Genomic DNA, 21,809 nt, shown 5'->3' with positions numbered 1-21,809 from the left:
CATTAAACGCTCACTCCACCCTCGCCTGAGTTCACATGCCGACTTAGCTTACCGATTTGATAAATATCGTTCATATACATATCAAACCTTGAAATACAGAACGTCATAAAGATTAATACATAAATAATAATCATTAAATAAAACGGCTCATTAATCCATAAAAGTGCGGACGCCGAAAACTTATAGTGAATGGTATAGATACTCATCCCGCCTAAAAGCTGTGCCAAAAAGCAGTTAATAATAACAAGCGTTATTAGCAGGCCACGCACGTCAAACGTAGGCAGTTTCGTTACCCAAAACGATAGATGCTTTACTTTAATATCACCGTTATAAACCAACTTTTCTCTGCGCCTTAGTAGAGGAATGGCATAGCGCCCCTCTTCCTCATCATTAAATGCCGTCAAGGCCATTTTCCGCGTAATACCAGGGCCAAAAACAGCAGCAGCGGCTTGGCCAAACTCTGCCTCTGAATGCTCGTTTGAAGACGTTTTTGCTTTGGCAGAGAGCTCTGCTAAGCGGGCTTTATTCGCGCGCGATAATTTCTTTTCATTGCCGACATTTATATTATGGTTAACGTCATACACTTGGTACAAAGCGGCCGTTACGCCCACAAGGATTATGACAAAAATAATATAGATCAAAGAACGTCCTCCACTTGCTGCTTACCCATCAAGAGCCGTCGAAAAACTGACCGCTATTTGCCTTCATTACATCGACATCACGCTATCTATGCATGAGAACTATGCCTATACACCCTTGATCTGTACAGGCTCAGAAAGCCACTATAAAGACAGATCAGATCAGCGCGGCTAAATGAGCTGATCGGCACCCTGATCACTGGCTACATGCATCCGGATGATCTCGCGGCCAGCCACAGCTCCATTCAACGTGTTATGAGCGGTCAGCCTTATATCGATTTTCGCAATCGTGCATATCCTATGGTCTGCTCGCTGGTACGAAGAAGAAGGAGTGCGTGTTGGCGTGGCGCGAGTGATCGTGTGCTGTGCACGATGGCCACGATGCTGACACTCTGCTCAGCTATGCGGATGCGCATATGTACCGGATTAAAAAGCACCATGGGATCGCTAAATAAGCACCGCAGGGGGTGCTTATAATTACTCTTTTGCGCCTATGCCCTGCGGAGCGCTAACTCCGGCATCAAACAAGCCTCACAGCATGAGGCCGATCAATAGATACGCGACCAGAGTCACCAGGGCGACAGCGAGCGCAAAGGGAATTTGCGTCTTGATATGGTCAATGTGGTCGGAAGCGGCGCCGGTAGAAGCAAGTACCGATGTGTCCGATAGCGGCGAGCAGTGGTCCCCAAACACACCGCCGCCCGCGACTGCAGCGACGGTGGCATAGAGCAATGGCGTAATGGCATCTGCGCTGAAGTTGAAGGCAAGAGGCACGGCTAACGGCATCATAATGGCAAAGGTGCCCCATGATGTGCCGGTGGAAAAGGCAATGACGGCGGCAATCAAAAACGTCATGGCGGGTAGTAACGCAGGCGTCAGCCAACCGGCGGTTGCTTCAACAATGTAGTTGGCCGTGCCCATATCTTTTGACAGCTGATTCAGCGAATAGGCCAGCGCCAGAATGATGATCGCGGGCATGACACCCTTCATGCCGGAGAGTGAGGTTTTCATAATATCGTTGAAAGGAATGCCCTGCAGGCGCATGACAATCCCTAAGAACACCGACGCCGCCAGGAAGGCTTCCATGGTCTTGGCCGAATCCATCACAATAAACGTCCCTACCGCCACACCGATCACCACCATGACCGGGGCGAAGAAGTTCCAAAATAGGCTGGTGCGCACACCTTCATAAGGTGGAATATCGGTTAGCTCCTCTCCCACCAGCGGCTCAGCACCATCACGCAATACCTTGCCTTCTTCTTGGGCCCGACGCTCAGCTTCACGCATTGGTCCGAAAAGCGGAATAACGCCAACAATCACCAGCCCCACCACCAGCACAGAAAGAAATGCATAAAGGTTGAAGGGGATGGCATAGAGAAACACACTCATTGCCTGCGCCGCATTCTCGATAGGGCCCATACCGATCAGCAGCCCAGAGATAAATACCGCCCAGCCGGTGATCGGGATCAGAACGCTCACGGGGGCTGAGGTTGAATCCGCGATGTAAGCGAGTTTTTCACGGGAAACACGGTAGCGGTCCGTCAGGCCACGCATCGTGCTGCCGACAAACAGCGGGCTGAAATAGTCACTGAAGAAAACAAACATCCCCATGAGCCAGGCAATCAGTTGAACCTTCACACGCGATAAGGCACGGCGCTCCACCCAGGCAGTAAAGTTTTGAATAGCCCCCGTCCGCTGGAAAAAAGCGATCACCGTACCGATGAATAGCTCGAGCAACAATATCCAGGAGAAGCTCGTCGTGCCCAGCGTTTCCTTTAACAGCGTCGGAAACCCCATCAACCCATTGCCCAGGGTGATTACCCCAACAAAACAAGCAACGGCCAATGAAAAAACGGTATTACGCGTGACGAATGCCAGCACAATCGCAAGTGCCGCCGGCAGGATAGACAACAGCCCAATATGCTCTTGAGGATTCATTGTAATCTCTCTTTTTTATAATAAAGGTTGGGATCAGGTTTCGGATTTCGCTTTGAGGCGCTCTACTTGGCTGGTTAGATAAAACCCTAACCGGCGCACAGGGTCAGGCGGCATCCAACTAGCGGTGCCAAACAGCGACGCAACATCCTCAACGGGCTGTCCCAGCGCTTTGCGCGCCAGCGCATCGCCCAGGAAGGTGCCCTTGACGATCCCGCCACCATTACACCCTGCCGATACATACAAATTGGGCTGAATCTCACCCCAGAATGGCGCGCCGTTATAGGTAAGCCCGGTGGTGCCTCCCCACATCTGGTCAAAGCGCACGGGGGCGATGTCGGGATAGCGAGCTTCAAGGCTTGCTCTTAATCCGTCTTCGACACGCGCGTTATCGGCTTCGCGCTCATAGCTGTAGCCTGAACGAATCATCAATCGCCCGTCGACCGTGGTGCGCAGCGTACAACCCAGCCGGTGCGCAGGCAGCAGCCCCCAGGTTCTAGCAGCAATACGCTGGCGATCCCGCTCCACTAATGGCTCGGTAATAGCGGCATAGGTATAAATCGCCGTTAGCCGCGAAGAGTCGGCACCGAAAGCCCTCGAAAAAGCGTTATTGGCGAGAATCACTCGCCCAGCCAATACTTCACCTTCCGAGGTCGAAACACGCCACTTTTTGCCGTCAGGCACAATCTGCGTGGCGGGCGAATATTCGTGCAGCTCTATTCCGGGTTCCAACGAATCTGCCAAGCCCGTAATCAATGCGGCTGGCTGGACCAGATAACAGTCCGGCGAATAAAGGCCATGCGAGTAATAATGGGTACCAATTTTTTCAGCGAGCTGGCCCCCGCTTAAGGTCTGATAGGACAGTCCAGCCGCGTTAAGAAAGTCTTCGTACTGTTTAAGTGAACGCTGGCCTATCGCGCTTCTGGCCGCTCGGTAGGTGCCGCTATGCGCTAACTGGCAGTCGATACCTAGACGCTCAACACGCTCACGTAGCAGCGCCATCGTTTGCCGGCTCAACGCGTTTAACTGCCCCATGCGCTCAAGCTCTTCGGGCCGAGCGTCGTTCGCTAAGGCAATTTCCAACATGAAGCCAGAATTGCGCCCCGGGCTACCTTCACCGACTCGATCAGCCTCAAGAATTTTGATGCGATCATCTGGCCGCGCTTGCTGCCAGGCAGTGGCCGCCGCAAAGCCGGTATAACCCGCGCCGATGATGACCACCTCTGCCTCAGACTGACCGTTTAACGCTGGGCGCACCTTTCGCGAAGGTAGCCATGAATTCCAGCCGCACGGGCGCTGATGGGAAGGGTGTGTGAGGAGTTTCATGATGATTCAATCCAAATACAAAAGGCCGTGGGCCTTGTTAACCATGGCAGCCACTTCATCCTGCATGCCTTTGAGAACGTCCGCCTTGTGGTCAGCTGTCATACGCGATTTCAGCATCGAGCAGCTCATCGCACCCAAAGGATGACCACTGTGATCAAGGATAGGAATGGCCAAGCCGCTGTACTCGGGCAGCAGAGATCCCTCCACGCCGTGAGCATAGCCATGAGTGAGTAGATAGTGTATTTCCGCTTCAACATCAGCAACGGCGATCGCGTATTCGCTAAGCAGTCGTGCGGCGTTATGGCTGAGTATATCGCTGCGCTCGTCAGCTTCCAGATAGGCAAGCAAGGCGATAGATGCTTGGCCAACACCTAACGGCAGGCGGCCGCCCGTAGCGCTAACGAAACTGCCCACAGGGTAGGCGCCGTTCTGTACTTCCAAGCAAACAGCATTAAAACCATCGCGCGCAAAGAGATAAAAACTATCGCCACAACGATGGGCTAAAGCCAGCAACCTTGGCCGAACCAGGTCACGCAGCCCGGCGCCATTGCCCGCCTGAGCGCCGAGCACCAGCAGTTCATACCCTAATAGATAGCGCCCACGAACAGGAGAAGAGCGCAAAAACCCTTGCTGCTTGAGCCCTTTTAATAATCGATAAAGCGTTGGGCGACTGAATTCGAGCGCATCGAGATAATCATTGATGCTGGCACCACGGTGCCCGCAACGTGCTGTGATTTGCAGCACCTGCATGGCATGAACCAACGTCGAGGGAGTCTGTTGCGTATTTCTACCGGGTGAAGGCATGTGTGCAGGCATGGCGCGCGTCATTTTTTGTTGGTGTGGCTTAGAACATAGCAAGACAACTTTACGATTTCATCTCACCAAATGAGACACGGCAATCTTGACAGCCGCCTGCCGAACAGGCCATCGCCGATACATAGTGACCTCACTCGGCCTTCGATTGAGGCAGGGCATCCGACTAAACGACGTTGGCTCACCCGCGTCGACTTCTCTAAGATCAGGGCTACTCCTCTCTTTCACGAGCTGCCTTTATGAAACCTGAAACGATCGCCCTCCATCATGGTTACTCACCGGATTCGCAAAATGCTGTTGCGGTTCCGATTCACCAGACCACGTCATTTTCCTTTGACAGCGCACAACACGCGGCGGATCTGTTTGATCTGAAAGTGGAAGGCAATATTTATTCTCGCATCATGAACCCGACCTGCGCCGTGCTAGAGCAACGAGTAGCCGCGCTGGAAGGCGGTATTGCGGGCCTAGCGGTAGCATCAGGAATGGCAGCGATCACCTACACCATTCAAACCATTGCAGAAGCGGGCGACAACATCGTCTCGATTAGCGAGCTGTATGGCGGCACCTACAACCTGTTCGCTCACACTTTGCCGCGCCAGGGCATTCAGGTGCGCTTTGCCGACAAAGACGACATTGCCGGCATCGAAGCGCTAATTGATGAGCGCACGAAAGCAGTATTTTGCGAAAGTATCGGCAATCCCTCTGGCGGGATCGTCGACCTGCGGGCGCTTGCAGATGCCGCGCATCGTCACGGAGTCCCGGTGATTGTGGATAACACCACGGCCTCACCGTTTTTATGCCGGCCCATTGAACACGGGGCGGATATTGTCGTCCATTCGGCCACCAAATACATTGGCGGCCACGGCACCACGGTGGGTGGCGTTATTGTAGACTCTGGCAACTTCCCGTGGGCGGAACATGCCAACCGGTTTCCGCTGCTGAACGAGCCGGATGTCTCCTATCACGGCATTTGCTATACCCGCGATGTCGGCGATGCAGCCTTTATTACCCGCGCACGCGTAGTGCCGCTGCGCAATATGGGCGCGGCGCTGTCTGCTCAAGCAGCCTGGAATCTTCTGCAGGGGCTGGAAACACTGTCACTACGAATTGAGCGGATCTGCGCTAATGCGCTAGCGGTTGCTAAGCATTTAGAAGGTCACTCCCAAGTGGCATGGGTGCACTATGCCGGGCTGGAAAGCCATCCCGATCACGCATTAGCCCAGCGCTATATGCATGGCCACGCTTCGGGCATTCTTAGCTTCGGGATTAAGGGTGGCCAAGCCGCTGGCGAGCGCTTCTACGATGCGCTTTCGCTTATTTTGCGGCTGGTTAATATTGGCGATGCCAAGAGCTGCTCCTCTATTCCGGCCTCGACCACGCACCGCCAGTTGAATGACCAAGAGCTACAAAAAGCCGGCGTCACCCCGGACATGGTGCGCCTGTCGATTGGCATCGAGCATATCGACGACCTGCTGGCCGATATTGACCAAGCGCTCGCCACCTCCCAAGGCTAGCGGTGCCCCAAGCGCGCTGGGACAGTTAAACTAATCGCTTCCAGTGCGCTTGTATTAGCTGATTATTTAAAGAACGGCGTAGCAAACTTCGTTGGCGCGAACTAACGTTGGCTTCTATGATAAAGTCATAATCAGCGTTAACTCAGGATGAGCTAACGAGATACACAAAGGAGAAGAGCATGTTGAAATTTTTAGCTAGCACCGTCGGTATCATCTTTATGATCGGCCTGATAGTTGTTATTGGCCTTCTAATGCTGATCTTCTAGCAAGGCCTGTCAACACTATAAAGACCCAGTTAACCGAGCACGTGTCGATTAACCGGGCCATTGGGCACTTAGTTTACCCCCAAAGTGCTGAATGCCTCGTTAGGAACGACGTTCCCATAGCGTGACTTCCGAGAGGCTGTGCTGGTATTTATGCATGGTCTCTCTAATCACAAAGGGGACTTTTTCGGGATCGCTAATCATCCTGAAATGAGGTTCAAGCAGCGCCTTCAGGCCATCCAAAGTGCTGACATTTTCGCCGTTTTTCTTGATTCCTCCAATCCACTCCTCCTTCGGCGTATATTCCTCCAGCCACGTGTAGGGCGAGGCGATCATGAGGATGCCGCCCACGTTGATCCGCTCATGCACGGTCTGCAGAAACTGTGCAGGCTTATACAGCCGATCAATCAGATTAGCGGCCACTACTAAATCGTAACCGCTGAATTGTGGTTTGAGGTTGCACGCATCGCCTTGATGAAAGCTTATGCGTTCGACCACGTCTTCCAGCCCAAGGCTTGCCAGCGTACGTTCCTGGTAGGTGACCAGTTCACCCTCTTCTGCACGGGTATAACGCAGCACTTTCTGCTCCGCCATTTCGACACCCTGGCGAATAAAGTTGGCGGAAAAGTCCACGCCATCTACCTGTTCAAACTCACGGGCCAGCTCGAAGCTGCAGCGCCCGCTGGCGCATCCCAGGTCCAGCGCGCGTTTCTTGGGTCGGCCAGCCATACTAGCTAATGCCTTGCTTGCCAGTGCCTGCGGGAAGTTGGCAACGCCAAACCACTCATCGCCGTAATGGAATTCTGCGTACTCCGCCATGCGCGCATCGCTTTCGTAATAAGCGCTGGGTAGCGTGACTTCGGCATCTGACACAACATAGCGAAAGCCCGCATGCTGGAAGAAATGCCGCCGAAACGCATAGCGAGCGCTAAGCCGCGTTTCATTACCGCAGGAGATCCAGGAGCCGCCCTTGATCAGGTTATGCTGGTTATCAAACGTCGGCGTGGTGAAATCATCGTACAGCGGGTGCACATCAAAGCCTGGGAACGGGTAGGTGGGCGTTTCCACCCACTGCCACACATTGCCCACCACATCGAACCACTGGCCATGCTGGAAGCGCGTTACAGAGCACGAAGAGGCACCGTGATCTAAATGCAGGTTGGCATTGGCAGGCGCGTCATTTTCCAGCTCGGACACACCCGCTTCATCCGCTAAGCGATGCCACTCATCTTCCGTGGGCATACGCACGGGCTGGCCCGTCTGTTCGCTTTTCCAACCACAAAAGGCTTTAGCCTCGTGGAAGTTGACCTCAACCGGCCAATCCCAAGGCATTGTCACCTCTTCGGTCATCAAGCGCAGATGCCATTCGTTTTTCCACACCCAGAAGGTGGGATGGGTCGCCTTGGCAAAATTGCGCCAGCCTACCCCCTCTTCCGACCAGAAGGAGTCGGTCAAATAACCACCGGCTTCAACAAACTCCAGAAACTCGTTATTACTGACCAGGAATTGGCTCGCTTTAAACTCTTCAACGTCGGCACGGTGATGACCGTACTCGTTATCCCAGCCGTACCACGGGTCATCAAACGACTTGCCTAACGTCACCTCACCTTGAGGCACCGTGATCAAAGTGTTCTCCGGCGGCTCACCGGCGGTGCGAATAGGCGCCCACTCAGGCTGTGGTGACACCAGATCGAGTGACTGCTGGCGAATCAACACCGAAGACGTTTCAAGGTGGATACGCTCGTGCTCGATCCCCATGACGATAGGCCAGAAGGGGCTATCCCAACCAATGGGCAGCGCAACGGGCAGCTCACGAATCAAAGCGAGCACCGCGGCGCGAACCTTCGCGCGATAAGCCATCACCTCACTGACCAACGGCCACTGATAGTGGGCATCATTGAGGTCATCCCAGCTCATTTCATCGACGCCAACCGCAAAAATAGACTCCATGTTCGCGTCTATTCGAGCAGGTAAGAGCTTAGCCAACACCAGCTTATTAACGAAGAATGTCGCGGTATGTCCGAGGTAGAACATTAGCGGATGCCGAAGAGATATCGACTTACGCCGGTAGGCCTCTTCGCTGGCAAGCGTTGTAAACAGTGACTCATATCGATCGAAGGTGGCAGTGAAGCAGGCCTCAATGCTGCGGCGCGTTGCTTCCGGATCATTACCGGCCAACATGACAGTACGAGGAAATAGATCAGGCGACATCGATGCTTCTCGCCCAGTAGAGGAACGTGTAGAGGTCATATTTTTAAGCGCCTTTATCGTTAAGTGACGATGACAACACTCACAAATGTCGATAGCCACCACTCTTTTGGTAATCGTCGTGTCTCCGCTGCAGCAACTGACACTAGGTGTACAAGTAAACTGTACAGGTAAACATAATAAGACATTAAAAACCAAAAACTCGTACAAAATCTACCTCTGGTTGTACAACAACTTTCTATACATCAAAAGGCACCTCATAGCAGGCCTTTACAAGAGTGATTCGAAACGCTGATTTCCAGTAGGCAGGGGGTACAGATGAGTGCACGCTATCGGACTTCAAAGGTTTGATAAGGCAGTATTTTTCTAAATAAATGGGATTCAAATGCAGAGTAGTGATGGGCTGCAAAGCGTAACGCAACGGCGTATGTCATACCGTTCTCTTTAGACAATAATCCTCTCCTCAGCAGCGAGAAAACCTCTACATTAATTCCACAGATACTCTACAACCTAATTGCTAACTGTAACGATCTCAACTAACTTTGTTACCACGGGTGCGCTAAAACTTTTCTAATGCTGGTTTACTCACTCGCTTCTGAACATGACTGACTGCGACTGCGCCTATTTGGTGCGCTCCAACCGCCGCGCAGTCAGCCTGGGTCAACCAGCACGGAGGACATTGAATGTCGATAACATCAGAAAAGCAGTTGCCCGAATCAGTAGTGGCTTGGCGTGATCCAGAAATGGACTCGGTTAAAGGCACCGAGACGCCCAAAGATCCCAATAAAGGCTATATCGCCCTGCTTGGCTGGAGTATTAATGCCATTAAAGCGGCGCAAAAATTTGACCGCCGTTATATCGTGATTGCCCCCGAGTGGGCGGCGGATTTTTGCACCGCCAACAATATCCCTTTTATCTCTTGGGATTTTATCCGGTTGAATGATCGGTCCATGGAAATCGCCGAGAGGTTGAAGGAAGAAGGCGTCGATATCGCCATTCCGCTGTTTGAAGAGACCGTTGAGTGGTCCGGTGCGATCAACTCCGTCCTCCTTGATAGCCCTCGCATGTTTGGTCAATCCATTCTGTTCCGCGACAAGGCCTTAATGAAGCGTCGCGCGCAGCTTGGCGGTATCCGTGTCGGTATCTTCGAAGAGGCCCACGAGAAAGAAGACATCGTTCGCTTCATGAAGCGCGTGAACCAAACGCTGCTCAAACTTGATGGCGACCCGAACGACCCGATTCACGTTAAGGCGTTCGACAAAGCCGGCTGCCTCGGTCACCGAATGATCCGCACGCTCGAAGAAATCGACAACATTCCGGCCGAAGAATATCCTTTATTGATGGAAAGCCATCTGGATGGCTGGGAGTTCGCCGTTGAGGCCTGGATTCATGATGGTAAAATCCAGTTCCTGAACATTTCCGAATACGTAACGTTGGGTTATTCGGTATTCGTACCGGCGACGGCAGAGCTTGAAAGCTGGCGTAATGCGATCACCAAGCAGATTGAGCTGTTGATTAAAACGTTTGATATCAAGTTTGGCTTGATTCACCCCGAGTACTTCGTTACCGCTGATGGTGAAATGTACTTTGGCGAGGTGGCCTACCGCCCCCCCGGGTTTAAGGCGTTTGAACTGATCGAAAAAGCCTACGGCTTCAATGCCTATCAGGCGTCCATGCTAGTGTTCGATCCGAAAAGCACGAAAGAGGAAGTAGCAGCCTTCTTCCCTAAAGAAGTGGTCGATGCGAAGGGTTACGCAGGCTGCTTTGGTGTCTACCCGCGCCGTCGTGTTGTCAGCAAACTGGAAATGCCTACAGAGTGCGTTGATCACCCCTATTTCGAGTCACATGAGCTGGTCGCACCTACGGAAGAGACAGTGCCTGACCGATCTGCTTTCGGCACACACTGGGGCCTGGTCTTCTTCTTTGGTGACGACCCCATCAAGATGCGCGATCTGCTCAAAGCGCAAGAGGACCTCGACTTCTACGTGTAGAGAGTCGTTAAAACAGCACGCGCCTCTATAGACGCGCTATTGGCATCAGAAAGCGATGCTGACAGCGCGTATTTTTTTGCCGGCGTGGCGTAATCGCCCTATAGCTCCTACGTTGTTTTAAGGGCGTGTTTTAAAGGCCGGTTTGAAAACCAGCGTCGTAAAGAAAGTCATAAAAGAAAGTCGTAAAGACATAGGGAGCTATAACAATGGATGCACTTGCGCGAAAGCTGGGCCTCAGGACAGATCCCACCATATTTTTCACATCGGCCGGAATCATGATCCTGTTTTTAGTGGCGCTGTTAATTGCGCCAGACGCCATAGGCGCAGCCTTCGGCGCGGGGCGTGAATGGATCGTCACCAACCTCGGTTGGTTTTTTATTTTAGGGGTAACCACCTGGGTAGCATTTCTGCTGTGGGTGGCGATGAGCCGTTATGGTGCGATTCGTTTAGGCGGAAATGATGCGAAACCGACGTATACCAACGTTTCCTGGTTCGCCATGCTGTTTGCGGGCGGTATCGGTACGGTGCTGATGTTTTGGGGCGTCGCCGAACCGATTTCTCATTTTGCCAATCCTCCAAGGTCGGATGTCGAGCCATTCTCTGTAACAGCCGCTGACGATGCTATGAGCTTTGCGATTTATCACCTGGGGCTACATACCTGGGCAATTTTCGCCATGCCGGGACTGGCGTTTGCTTACTTTATCTATCGTTACAACCTACCAATGCGTTTCAGCTCGGTCTTCTATCCGTTCTTAGGTGAACGTATCTACGGCCCCATCGGTAAATCGCTCGATATCTTTGCCATTCTCGGCACGCTCTTTGGCGTAGCCGTTTCTATCGGGCTGGGCACCCAACAGATCAATGCGGGGCTAACGGAACTGTGGGGGGTTCCGGATGCGGTGATAACAAAAGTGCTGATCATCGCTGTGCTTACCACCGTGGCCGTAGGGTCAATCGTGGCGGGGCTGGATTCAGGCGTGAAACTGCTCTCCAATATCAATATTGGTATGGCCGTTGGCCTGCTGCTGTTTGTGCTCTTTACCGGCTCGACCGTTTTCCTATTACGTGCCGTGGTCGAAACCTTTGGCCTCTACATAACCAACCTGCTGCCCATGGCATTCTGGAATGACACGCTGGCACGTTACTCCAGCGAAGGCGGCGCCTGGGGCTGGCAAGGCAGCTGGACGGTATTCTATTGGGCTTGGACAGTCACCTGGTCACCGTTCATCGGTATCTTCGTGGCGCGGATTTCTCGCGGGCGGACGATCCGCGAGTTCGTGCTTGGCGTGCTGTTCGCCCCCTCTATCTTTACGCTGGTCTGGTTTGCGATCTTCGGCTGGTCGGCAATGGAGATTGACGGCATTGGGCCCGCTGCCCGAGCGGCATTGGGGGATCAAGCGGGCGTATTGTCAGCGGCTGTCGCCGAAAGCATCCCGCTCGCCATGTTCGCGTTTTTTGATAACTTCCCGGCCGCGACATTGATTAAAGGCTTAGCAGTGGTGATCGTCGCGATCTTCTTCGCTACTTCATCAGACTCAGCGTCACTGGTCGTCGATATGCTGTGTACCGGCAGCGCCGACCCTGGCCCTTGGCATCAACGTGTTTTCTGGGGTGTCTCTGAGGGGATGCTGGCTGCCATGCTCATTGTACTGGCAGGCGATGCCGGGCTGACTGCACTGCAGCAGGTCATCACCGTTGTCGGCCTACCGATGTTTATTCTGGTCTTTATCATGATGTTCTCGCTTTACCGCGGCCTCTCTCAGGAGGATCTCAGCGAAGTACGGGTAGGCAGCCCACCGAGGCAGGAAGAGTTGAAGCCGGAGGATTAGGGGGGGCACAACAGAGGGCCTGTAATTCATCGCAGGCCCTCTGTTTTCAATTATCGCGTTAGGCAGGCTGAATCCATGTCTTCCAACTTCCAGACCACTACTCAGTCATAAGCGTGAGTCTCATCCATCCTATCCAAGACAGCCGCAATTTACTGTCGCAAAGCCCTGGAATAACGTCTCATGCCTCTGCGGGTTGCCATCGTATTCTGCGGAGAAACTTGCCGTTCATTAGTACCACTGAAAAATTAGTGAACCGTTGAAAATTATGCTTACGAGCCTCAACCCGCTTAAGTAAATTGTGCTAATCTAAATTCAGTGAAGCAACAATATAAGTTGTGGAAAAGATCTAATTAAGCTAAAAAATGGCACTTTATACAGCTGATATAAAAAGGGGAATTTAGAATGCAAGTAAAATCAATAAAACTTCTTAATTTCAAAAAATTCATAAACAATTATTTTGAATTCAACGATGATGTTAACATTTTTGTTGGAGATAATAATTCTGGAAAAAGCACCATTCTTGAGGCACTAGAGATAGTACTTAACTATAATTACAGGGGACGTCCTTTTAATGTAGAGTTCACTCCTGATCTTTTCAACCAGGAGGCAGTTAATAACTTCCTAAACTCTGACAAATCATCTAGGTATTTGCCCAGCCTTATCATTGAAGCCTATATTAATGGCGTACCTGAGTATAAAGGAACAAATAATAGCTTAAAAACTGATAGTCAAGGTGTCGTAGTGCAGGCATTATTCGACAAAACATTGGAAGACGTTTACAACCAATATCTGTTAACAAAACCAAACATAACCGCAATCCCAATAGAGTTCTACAAAGTAGAGTGGCTTGATTTTGGCTGGAACCCTATTAAAGCAATTGCTAAAAAATTTAAAGCACTATACATCGATCCCACACGCCTACACCCCCCCTCTGTCAGCCTAGTTGTCCGGTTGGCGATATCGCCTAAATCTAATCCAGAGGGAGCGGCATGGAGTCCTTGTGCCACGTTATTCCGCAGAGCGTAAATCAGCCGTCCTGAAGAAGTTGTTACCACCCCATAATCACAGTGTGGCATCGGTAGCGACAGAGGAAGGCATCTCTGACGCGACGCTGTATAGTTGGTTAAAACAGTGTCGAGTAAAAGGAGTGCCTGTGCCGGGTTACACCCCAGGCGACAGTGAATGGTCGCCCGACGCCAAGCTAGCCGTGGTCATCGAAACCGCCACCCTGTCAGAGGCAGAGCTTGGCGCTTACTGTCGCGAAAAAGGCCTTTATCCCGAGCAAATTCAGCAGTGGAAAGCGGCTTGCCTCGAAGGCGCTGGTCGGCAAGAAGACCAGGAAAAAGCGGCGCAAAAGCAGCGTAAAGAAGACCGTAAGACCATCAAGCAACTCAAAGCGGAAGTGCGGCGCAAAGACAAGGTAGTGGCTGAGACGACGTCGTTACTGGTGCTCTCAAAAAAGCTCGAAGCCTTGTACAGCGAAGATCCCGACAGCGGCGAGGACGACTAACGCCGCTCGACGAACGTGCAAGGCTCATCGCGCTATTTGACGAAGCGGTTGTGGATGGCGCGTCTCGTTATAAAGCCGCTGAGATTATCAACGTGAATGAACGCACACTGAAACGTTGGCGATCTGAGTGTGGCGCTGTTGTTGAGGATCAGCGTCATCACGTGGTGCAAGGCAGGCAGCCGCATCAGCTAACGCATGAGGAAGAGCAAGCCATTTTGAACACGTGTCATCGTCCCGAGTATCAGAGCTTGCCGCCGTCTCAAATCGTGCCTTTGCTGGCAGACAACGGCGTCTATCTGGCCTCCGAATCGTCGTTTTACCGGGTTTTGAAAAAGCATCACCAGCAGCACCCTCGTGGCCGTATGAAACCACGCCGTCCAGTGCCCGCGCCGACCAGTTTTACGGCAACAGGGCCAAACCAGGTCTGGAGTTGGGACATTAGCTTCTGCGCCTCCGTTGTGCGAGGCCAGCACTGGTATCTCTACCTGATCATGGATATCTACAGCCGCAAAATCATCGCCTGGGAAGTTCACGACACCGAATCGGGCGAGCTGGCTAAACAATTACTGGAACGCGCTTTGCTGCGAGAAGGTTGCTGGCATCAACCACCGGTACTGCACTCAGATAACGGGGCGCCGATGACGTCCTATACGCTCAAAGCGAGGTTAACCGAACTGGGGATGTTGATGTCTTACAGTCGCCCGAGAGTAAGCAACGACAACCCTTACTCGGAATCGCTGTTCCGTACCGTCAAATACTGCCCAGCATGGCCCACCAAGGGCTTTACATCGCTGAGCGCGGTACGAGAATGGATGTTGGTGTTCGAGCGGGCTTACAACGAACAGCACCTTCACAGTGGCATCCAATATGTCACGCCAGCTGACCGGCATCGTGGCGTTGATCGAAAACGCCTTGAACGTCGTAAAGCGGTTTATGAAAGCGCTAAGCGTCGCTATCCGAAACGCTGGTCGGGCAGCACCCGAAACTGGGAGGTCACTGGTTCAGTGTCGCTTAACCCAGGGAAAGTGCAGGAAATCGAGCGTAATAAAAAGGCTGCTTAAGTGCAGCCATTTGGACAACTGGGTTGAAAATCACCGCACCCAACAATGGGTAAAAACCAGTACATATCATCCATTTTGAATACCGCATTGGAGAAAGAAGAGCTGGTAAAACTTACTCTTAATTATAGAGAAAACCAGCAGATTTTTAACGACTCAGAAGAGGTTAAGACGGTCAACGGCAATCTAGATACTGATCATTTAATCACTGATAAGAAACTAACTATTGCAGCTAGCACATTACCAGCAGGCTCTATTCAGACAGGGTTACAGCTTAAAGTTGATGAAGTGCCTTTTCAGTTCATCGGAAAGGGTGAACAGAGCAACGTTCAAATCAAGCTGGCAATTCAGAACAAATCCAAGGACATTGATCTGGTGATGATGGAGGAACCAGAAAACCACCTTTCCCACACAAATTTAAGCAGACTAGTGCACTACATTGAAAATCAGCGAAGCAATAAGCAACTATTTTTAACCACACACAGCTCTTATGTATTGAATAAGCTAAGTATTGACAAAATCTGCCTTCTGCAGTCGGATTATAAAAGGCTGGATAGGCTAGACCCTAAAGTGGTAAAAACACTCAAACGACTTCCTGGATATGACACATTACGGGTGGCACTATCCAACAGGGTAATATTAGTTGAAGGACCCTCAGACGAGTTAGTTCTCAAAAAAATCTACTATCGCAAACATGGCCGACTTCCTGAACAGGATGGAATCGATATAATTGTCGTACGCGGCGTGGGTTTCGATACGTTCATTGCGGTGGGTAAGGAGATCGGAACAAAGATTCATGTGCTTAGGGATAATGACGGAGATTATGAAAGAAACGTAATTGCAGCGCGCTTGGAATACACCGATTTTCCCAATATTCAGCTTTTCTCTTCTGAAAGTGATCTTGAATTCTCACTTGAGCCAGCATTGATTTACGCCAATGCTAATAACTTAGAAATGCTTGATGCCTTTGCAGAGATGGTTTTGTCGACTCAGACTAAAAATCTCTACAATAAAAAATCCACTTTGGAAGATAGGCGTGAATTTCTGATCGATTGGTTCAGGAGTATTAAAGGCAATGGCAAGGGTACAAGGAAGGTCGATTCTGCAATCAAGCTGTTTGATGGCTCGCTAGAATTTGAATACCCAGCTTTCCTCGATGAGGTATTCAATTTTGACTAACGAACTATGGATTGCAGGCGCTGGATCGGGCAAAACGCATAAAATCATTACAGACGCTATCAATATTATTGACGGAGGTGGGAGAGTTCTTGTCATTACTTACACCATCAATAATCAAGCAGAACTTCGCTCTCGCTTCGTCGAACTTTACGGTAAAAGTAGCGAAGATTTTGTAGTAAAAGGACTATTTTCTTTCTACTTGGAAGATATGGTGAGACCTTATCAGAACTTAGTATTCACTGATCGCATCACGGCTATCGCCTTCACTGAGAATAATCCTCACTTATGGCCAGGTTCTACCAAGTACAAGAAAAACCGTGGCGAGAAGCTCGATGACGGTTTAATAAATCCGCTTCATTACCTCACACCATGTAAAACTCAGGTCTACTCAGGGTTATTAGCCAAATTAGCGGCCCTTATCGCAAAGCAATCAACAAATGCTCCTGCGAAGCGGCTCCAAGACATCTACCACCGAGTTTTCTTCGATGAAGTCCAAGATTTAGTAGGATGGGATTATGAAGTAATTAAGTCACTCAGCAAAATAATGCCCTCCACTATTTGCTGCGTGGGTGATTTCCGTCAAACAATTTATAGCACTACATTTGGACATAAGGCACCAAAGACGTCTCAACAAAAAATAAAATACTTTCATAAGCTTAAATTTAAGCAGCACTCAATGCCTACAAATCGCAGGTGCATTCAGAGCATCTGTGACCTCTCTGACACAATTCATCCTAATATGTACGTAAGGGCAGTGTCAGAAGTAGATAATATTCCGGATGAAATTGCTCACCATTATGGCACCTACTTAGTTAAAAAATCCCAAGTTAATGATTATATAAAATATCTAAATCCTCAGATTTTACGGTGGTCGTCAACTACAGGTAAAAGCTATCTTCCGGCCAATCTTTCATGGCACACCTTTGGTTCAAGCAAAGGACTTGGATTCAATCGTGTATTAATTATACCTCCGAAGAAACATATTGATTTTTTAAGTGGAGACACTGAAGCATTTAATAAGGATAAGACGGATGAGTCTAGAAACAAACTTTATGTAGCAATTACGAGAGCTCGTTATAGCCTAGCTATTCTAGTCGACGACAAGCTTGTGGGAAAGATACCTTACCCAGTATGGAACGACACAATCAACTCCACCACTTATCCAAAAAATAATTTAAATTCCAACAGAACTTAATATTCGAAATAAGAGAAACAGGCATTCTTCATAATCATCTGCAATCAAAAACTTTGATAGATTATAACTAAAAACTGAACAGCCTCATGCCAAAAAATCTATTTATGCGAATAAAACTCCTCTCATTACTATAAATAGTATTAACAATCCTTTCACCTGAAGGTTGGCCCATAAAAGAGGGGCCTGCGATTTCTCGCAGGCCCCTCTTTTACAATTTGGCGCGCCCGGCAGGATTTGAACCTGCGACCCTCGGCTTCGGAGGCCGATACTCTATCCAACTGAGCTACGGGCGCTTGTGGGTGCGTATCGTAACCGTGCGGGCGCGATGTGTCCAGCCGTATGCCGCTTGAGCCCTTTGGTCAATTGACCCTTTTCCTTTCTCTGGTGCATGCTTCGTAGGTACTTTCTCACCTTCGTACATTGGGAACATAATAAAATGAAAACATTTGCACGCAGCACGCTGGCATTGGGCATCTCACTGGCGTTAGTTAGCGCCGCGAACGCTGCTGATTTTGCGGATATGGACCCCGTTAATCTGCGTTTGGCCCACGTGGTCAATGAGCAGGACGGTTTCCACATCGCCGCCATCAAATTTGAAGAACTGGTAGAAGAACGCACCGATGGCAAGGTGACGATCGAGATTTTCCCCAACGCGACACTGGGCGACGAGCGCACGCTGCTGGAAGGCATGCAGATCGGCACCGTGGATATGGGCGTAATCACCAACGGGCCGGTGGCCAACTTTGTGGAAGAGATGGCGGTGTTTGAATTGCCGTTCCTGTTTCCCTCGCCAGACGCCGCTTATGGAGTGCTTGATGGCCCGATTGGCCAGGAGCTGCTGGATAAGCTATCAGACGTCAACCTGAAAGGCTTGGCCTACGCCGAGCGCGGCTTTCGTAACCTGACCAACAGCGAGCGGGCGATTAACGCGCCAGAAGATCTTGATGGCCTGCGCATCCGCGTGATGGAGAACCCGGTGTATACCGACACTTTCCGTGAACTAGGCGCCAACGCGATTCCCATGGCCTGGACCGAAGCCCTCACCGCGATGCAGCAGGGCACGATCGACGGGCAGGAAAACCCGGTGAACGTGATCCATTCGTTCAAGCTCGATGAAACCCAAAATTACATGACGCTTTCTCGCCATACCTACGCACCGGCTATTTTTGTGATGGGCATGCCGGTCTGGAATCAGTTGCCCGAGCCCGTGCAGGTGGTGTTGAAAGAGTCGGCGCAGGAAGCGGCGGAGTATGAGCGCCAGGTCAACGCTGAGATGGAAGCTGAGCAGTTAGCAGCGCTGCGCGAAGCGGGCATGGAGATCAACGAAACGCCGGATATGGAAGCGTTCCAAGCAGCGGTTGCGCCAGTTTATGAAAAGTACGGCGAACAGTTTGGCGATTACCTACCGCGCATTCGCGAAGCGTTGAGCGAGTAAGCAGCATCTTAAGCATTGCGTAATTCGTTAACGCAAAAGGCCACCGTTGGGTGGCCTTTTGCTTAGATTAAAGCAGCTATTACATATCGCGCTTAGGCTAAAATTTTGCCAGGATTGAGCAGGTTCTTAGGGTCTAGCGCCAGCTTCATGCGCTTCATCAGCGCGATTTCTTCTGGCGAGCGTGAAAGCGCCAGGTAGTCGCGTTTTTCCAGCCCCACGCCGTGCTCGGCGGAAATCGAGCCGTTGTATTTTACTAGCGAACCGTACACCAGCTCTTCCACTTCGCGGCGGCTGTGCGGGCTGGCGTCGCGCACCGTAATCATAATGTGCAGGTTGCCATCGCCCAAATGACCAAACACGACCATCGTGCCGGTTTCCGGCCACTGCGCGTTTAGCTTGCCCTCTAGCGCCGTTACGTATTCATTCATATGCGTGATCGGTAGGCTGATATCGTAAGAGAACATGGGATTAAGCTCATGCACCAGCGTTTCGATATCCTCGCGCACGTCCCAAATGCCCTGGCGCTGCGTGCTTGAGTTGGCCAGCACGGCATCGGTGATTAACCCAGCTTCCAGCGCTTTTTCTAGCACGCGTGCGAACGCCTCGGCTTCTTGCTTTTCATCGGAGCCCAGGGTTTCGATGATGGCATAGAACGGTGAGTCGGTTGCCAACAGCGGCGTATGTTTGGTCGTGGCGGAGGTCATCAACGCGTAGTGATTATTCCACAGCGCTTCAAAGGCGCTCAGACTGTTCGCGAGGTCTTTAGATGCGAGCTTCAGCAGCGATGTCAGCGCGTCAAACGAGGGCACGGCGACCAGGGCCGTTTGCTCGCTGGGCATATTGGGATGCAGGCGCAACACGGCGCGTGTAACGATCCCTAGCGTGCCTTCGCTGCCGATGAACATCTGTTTGAGATCATAGCCGGCGTTATTTTTCAGCATGGTATTCATCGAACTCACCACGGTGCCGTCACTCAATACTACCTCTAGCCCCAGCACCTGCTGGCGCATCATACCGTAGCGTATAACTCGGATACCGCCCGCGTTGGTAGCGATGTTGCCACCAATGGTGCAAGAACCACGCGCCCCCAGGTCGAGTGCAAACTGCATATCGATCTCTTGGGCAGCTTCCTGGACACGCTGAAGCGTCACGCCTGCCTGTACCTGCATCGTCGAACCGATCGCATCGATGGCCTCAATCTGATTCATCAGCTCTAGCGATACCACCAGCTCATTGGGGCTGGCCACGGCGCCGTGCACGATGCCGGTTAACCCGCCGTGCGTCACCACCGGCTGCTTGGCGGCATGGCATTTCGCCATTACTTGGCTGAGTTGCTCGGTCGATTGCGGTCTGATGATCGCTTTCGCTTCGCAAGGCGCTTTGGTGAACCAGTCGACGCTTCGCAGCGCGATATCGTCGCCTAGCAGCACACCTGTTTTGCCTACGATGTTTAAAAGATCGTTAATCAGCGTGTCCATTATCTGTTCCTATTATGGCCAGTCGGCGCAGTGAGCAATCTGGCGAGTTACGGGTTTTTCCGGGCTGAATAAAGACCATTGTCATTTCTTGCTTCTTTGCCCAAGCAGCCAGGGTGGCACTGATGTATTCCGGGCCAAATTCACTATGTCATTACACTTCGACGATGATAGGTATGCAAGGCGGCTAGGACATAATGGAAGCGAAACTGCTTCAGCCGACCATCTCTTCGATGTCGCGAAAGATTAACGCCCACTTATCGTCGTCTATCTCCAAACCAACGAGGTTGCGTAGAAGAAATGCGCCCTCTGCCGCCAAATAGGCAAGTCTGCGCTGTCGACTCTCCCAATCATTTGCGTCCAGATCGTCTATGCGAACCCGGTACCAGCTCTGCATTTCTGAGCTGGCGTAGCCGCTGCTTGCTAGTGTGGCGAGCATCGCGGAGACGGTCCTGCCGACGTGACTCTCTTCTCGTTGTGTAGACTGGAGGTGGGCTTTCAAACGGGCATCAGCAGTTCTGTTATCCCCGAGAATGGCTTGGTACTCCTCAGCCTCGCGGACCATCCACCTCGCCAGTAACGCCTCGACCATCGCCTCGCGGGTGCCGAAGACTGTCTGCACACTTGCCTTCGACAAGGAAGCTGCTTTAGCTAATGATCCGAACGACAACGAAGCGGCGCCTCCGCTGGCAATCACACCTTCCGCCAAATCGAGCAACTGTTCACGATCGATCAATCTCGGCCTAGCCATACTATTTCCCTTTTCACCCTGTTAAAATACGGTCGTATTTATATACTGACATACCTAATGTCGCAAGTTTTCAATCAAGCAGGATCGAATGTAAATGACTCTCTCTCCACTCGCTCGCCGGGCCACCTACGTGGTAGTTTTTGAAACATTCGCAATCGCTCTTGCGACATTACTTCTCATGGCTCTCAACGGGGGTGAAGCACACAGTTCGCTACCAGTTGCAGCTGCAAGCTCCCTTGCCGCAGTGGTCTGGAATTTCATCTATAACACGCTCTTCGAACGGTGGGAGATGAGCCGCAGTATTCAGGCCCGTTCCCTTGGCCTGCGTGTTGCCCATGCCGTTGGTTTTGAAGGTGGCCTGGTCATCATTTTAATCCCTCTGTTCATGTGGTGGTACCAAGTGGGGCCGCTCGATGCACTTAAAATGGAAGTGGCGCTACTGGTTTTCTTCCTGGTCTTCACCTTCGTGTTCACGTGGATTTTCGATCACTTAGTGCCGATCAAGCGCGAGGCTTGATCAGCAAACTTTCTCCTGCCAAAAACATCCACTTTTGACCGATCTTTGCCTATCGCGTTTCTGGTGTCGATAGGATTACCTCTTGAGCCCGCGTTCTAGCACTTTTTTTCTTTCTATGATGAATCACAGGAGTAGAATCATTTATTTGTGCGCTAAAACCAATATGCTATAG

General features: G+C 51.2%; 15 protein-coding genes, 1 tRNA gene and 1 pseudogene. 9 read left to right on the top strand and 8 right to left on the bottom strand.

Annotation, left to right across the window (positions count from 1 at the left end; all coding sequences use genetic code 11):
- Positions 1 to 2: 2 nt before the first annotated feature.
- The 4 genes from CIK78_RS03670 to CIK78_RS03650 all read right to left on the bottom strand — a co-directional run bounded on the left by CIK78_RS03670 (position 3) and on the right by CIK78_RS03650 (position 4,715).
- Positions 3 to 641: a hypothetical protein gene (locus CIK78_RS03670; RefSeq protein ID WP_096277322.1), complete on the bottom strand. Its 639-nt coding sequence runs from the start codon at positions 639 to 641 to the stop codon at positions 3 to 5.
- A gap of 528 nt (positions 642 to 1,169) precedes the next feature.
- Positions 1,170 to 2,576, bottom strand: a complete 1,407-nt coding sequence (locus CIK78_RS03660; RefSeq protein ID WP_096277319.1) for a Na+/H+ antiporter NhaC family protein — start codon at positions 2,574 to 2,576, stop codon at positions 1,170 to 1,172.
- 33 nt (positions 2,577 to 2,609) lie between these two features.
- Positions 2,610 to 3,899, bottom strand: a complete 1,290-nt coding sequence (locus CIK78_RS03655; RefSeq protein WP_096277317.1) for an FAD-binding oxidoreductase — start codon at positions 3,897 to 3,899, stop codon at positions 2,610 to 2,612.
- Positions 3,900 to 3,905: 6 nt separating this feature from the next.
- On the bottom strand, positions 3,906 to 4,715 hold the full coding sequence (locus CIK78_RS03650; RefSeq protein ID WP_096277315.1) for an IclR family transcriptional regulator: 810 nt from the start codon (positions 4,713 to 4,715) through the stop codon (positions 3,906 to 3,908).
- Positions 4,716 to 4,951: 236 nt separating this feature from the next.
- Here CIK78_RS03650 and CIK78_RS03645 point away from each other — a divergent pair, with 236 nt between their 5' ends.
- Positions 4,952 to 6,226, top strand: a complete 1,275-nt coding sequence (locus tag CIK78_RS03645; protein WP_096277313.1) for an aminotransferase class I/II-fold pyridoxal phosphate-dependent enzyme — start codon at positions 4,952 to 4,954, stop codon at positions 6,224 to 6,226.
- Between the two features lie 365 nt (positions 6,227 to 6,591).
- On the opposite strand, the gene ovoA is transcribed toward CIK78_RS03645, so the two are convergent.
- Positions 6,592 to 8,739, bottom strand: coding sequence for a 5-histidylcysteine sulfoxide synthase (gene ovoA, locus CIK78_RS03640; protein WP_096277311.1), 2,148 nt, complete (start codon positions 8,737 to 8,739; stop codon positions 6,592 to 6,594).
- 701 nt (positions 8,740 to 9,440) lie between these two features.
- Here ovoA and CIK78_RS03635 point away from each other — a divergent pair.
- The 6 genes and pseudogenes from CIK78_RS03635 (at position 9,441) to CIK78_RS03610 (ending at position 17,459) form a co-directional block, all read left to right on the top strand.
- On the top strand, positions 9,441 to 10,688 hold the full coding sequence (locus CIK78_RS03635) for a carboxylate--amine ligase (protein WP_343218234.1): 1,248 nt from the start codon (positions 9,441 to 9,443) through the stop codon (positions 10,686 to 10,688).
- Between the two features lie 206 nt (positions 10,689 to 10,894).
- Positions 10,895 to 12,517, top strand: coding sequence for a BCCT family transporter (locus CIK78_RS03630; RefSeq protein WP_096277307.1), 1,623 nt, complete (start codon positions 10,895 to 10,897; stop codon positions 12,515 to 12,517).
- Positions 12,518 to 12,919: 402 nt separating this feature from the next.
- Complete coding sequence (locus CIK78_RS03625) at positions 12,920 to 13,543, top strand: AAA family ATPase (RefSeq protein ID WP_217990267.1); 624 nt, start codon at positions 12,920 to 12,922, stop codon at positions 13,541 to 13,543.
- A pseudogene (locus CIK78_RS03620) lies at positions 13,518 to 15,088 on the top strand (IS3 family transposase). The gene CIK78_RS03625 and the pseudogene CIK78_RS03620 overlap by 26 nt, the downstream one beginning before the upstream one ends.
- A 45-nt stretch (positions 15,089 to 15,133) precedes the next feature.
- Entirely contained in the window at positions 15,134 to 16,264 is a 1,131-nt protein-coding gene (locus CIK78_RS03615; RefSeq protein ID WP_217990266.1) for a TOPRIM nucleotidyl transferase/hydrolase domain-containing protein, read from the top strand.
- Positions 16,257 to 17,459 (top strand): UvrD-helicase domain-containing protein, encoded by a 1,203-nt coding sequence (locus CIK78_RS03610; RefSeq protein WP_096277305.1) that lies wholly within the window; start codon positions 16,257 to 16,259, stop codon positions 17,457 to 17,459. Before CIK78_RS03615 ends, CIK78_RS03610 begins: the two co-directional genes overlap by 8 nt.
- A gap of 216 nt (positions 17,460 to 17,675) precedes the next feature.
- Here CIK78_RS03610 and CIK78_RS03605 read toward each other — a convergent pair.
- A tRNA-Arg gene (locus tag CIK78_RS03605) sits at positions 17,676 to 17,752 on the bottom strand.
- 143 nt (positions 17,753 to 17,895) lie between these two features.
- Between CIK78_RS03605 and CIK78_RS03600 the strand changes: the two genes are divergently transcribed.
- Complete coding sequence (locus tag CIK78_RS03600) at positions 17,896 to 18,894, top strand: TRAP transporter substrate-binding protein (RefSeq protein ID WP_096277303.1); 999 nt, start codon at positions 17,896 to 17,898, stop codon at positions 18,892 to 18,894.
- Between the two features lie 92 nt (positions 18,895 to 18,986).
- Here the strand turns inward: CIK78_RS03600 and CIK78_RS03595 are convergent, their stop codons facing one another.
- Both CIK78_RS03595 and CIK78_RS03590 read right to left on the bottom strand, forming a co-directional pair.
- Complete coding sequence (locus CIK78_RS03595; protein WP_096277301.1) at positions 18,987 to 20,372, bottom strand: FAD-binding oxidoreductase; 1,386 nt, start codon at positions 20,370 to 20,372, stop codon at positions 18,987 to 18,989.
- A gap of 211 nt (positions 20,373 to 20,583) precedes the next feature.
- Entirely contained in the window at positions 20,584 to 21,105 is a 522-nt protein-coding gene (locus CIK78_RS03590) for a TetR family transcriptional regulator (protein WP_176483354.1), read from the bottom strand.
- Positions 21,106 to 21,214: 109 nt separating this feature from the next.
- On the opposite strand from CIK78_RS03590, the gene CIK78_RS03585 reads away from it, so the two are divergent.
- Positions 21,215 to 21,637, top strand: a complete 423-nt coding sequence (locus tag CIK78_RS03585; RefSeq protein WP_096277297.1) for a PACE efflux transporter — start codon at positions 21,215 to 21,217, stop codon at positions 21,635 to 21,637.
- Positions 21,638 to 21,809 lie beyond the last annotated feature (172 nt).

The organism is Halomonas sp. JB37 (assembly GCF_002332255.1).
GTDB classification, from domain to species: domain Bacteria; phylum Pseudomonadota; class Gammaproteobacteria; order Pseudomonadales; family Halomonadaceae; genus Vreelandella; species Vreelandella casei.
The sequence above is the reverse complement of the archived record's forward strand: the minus strand, read 5'-3'. Positions and strand labels throughout refer to the sequence as shown.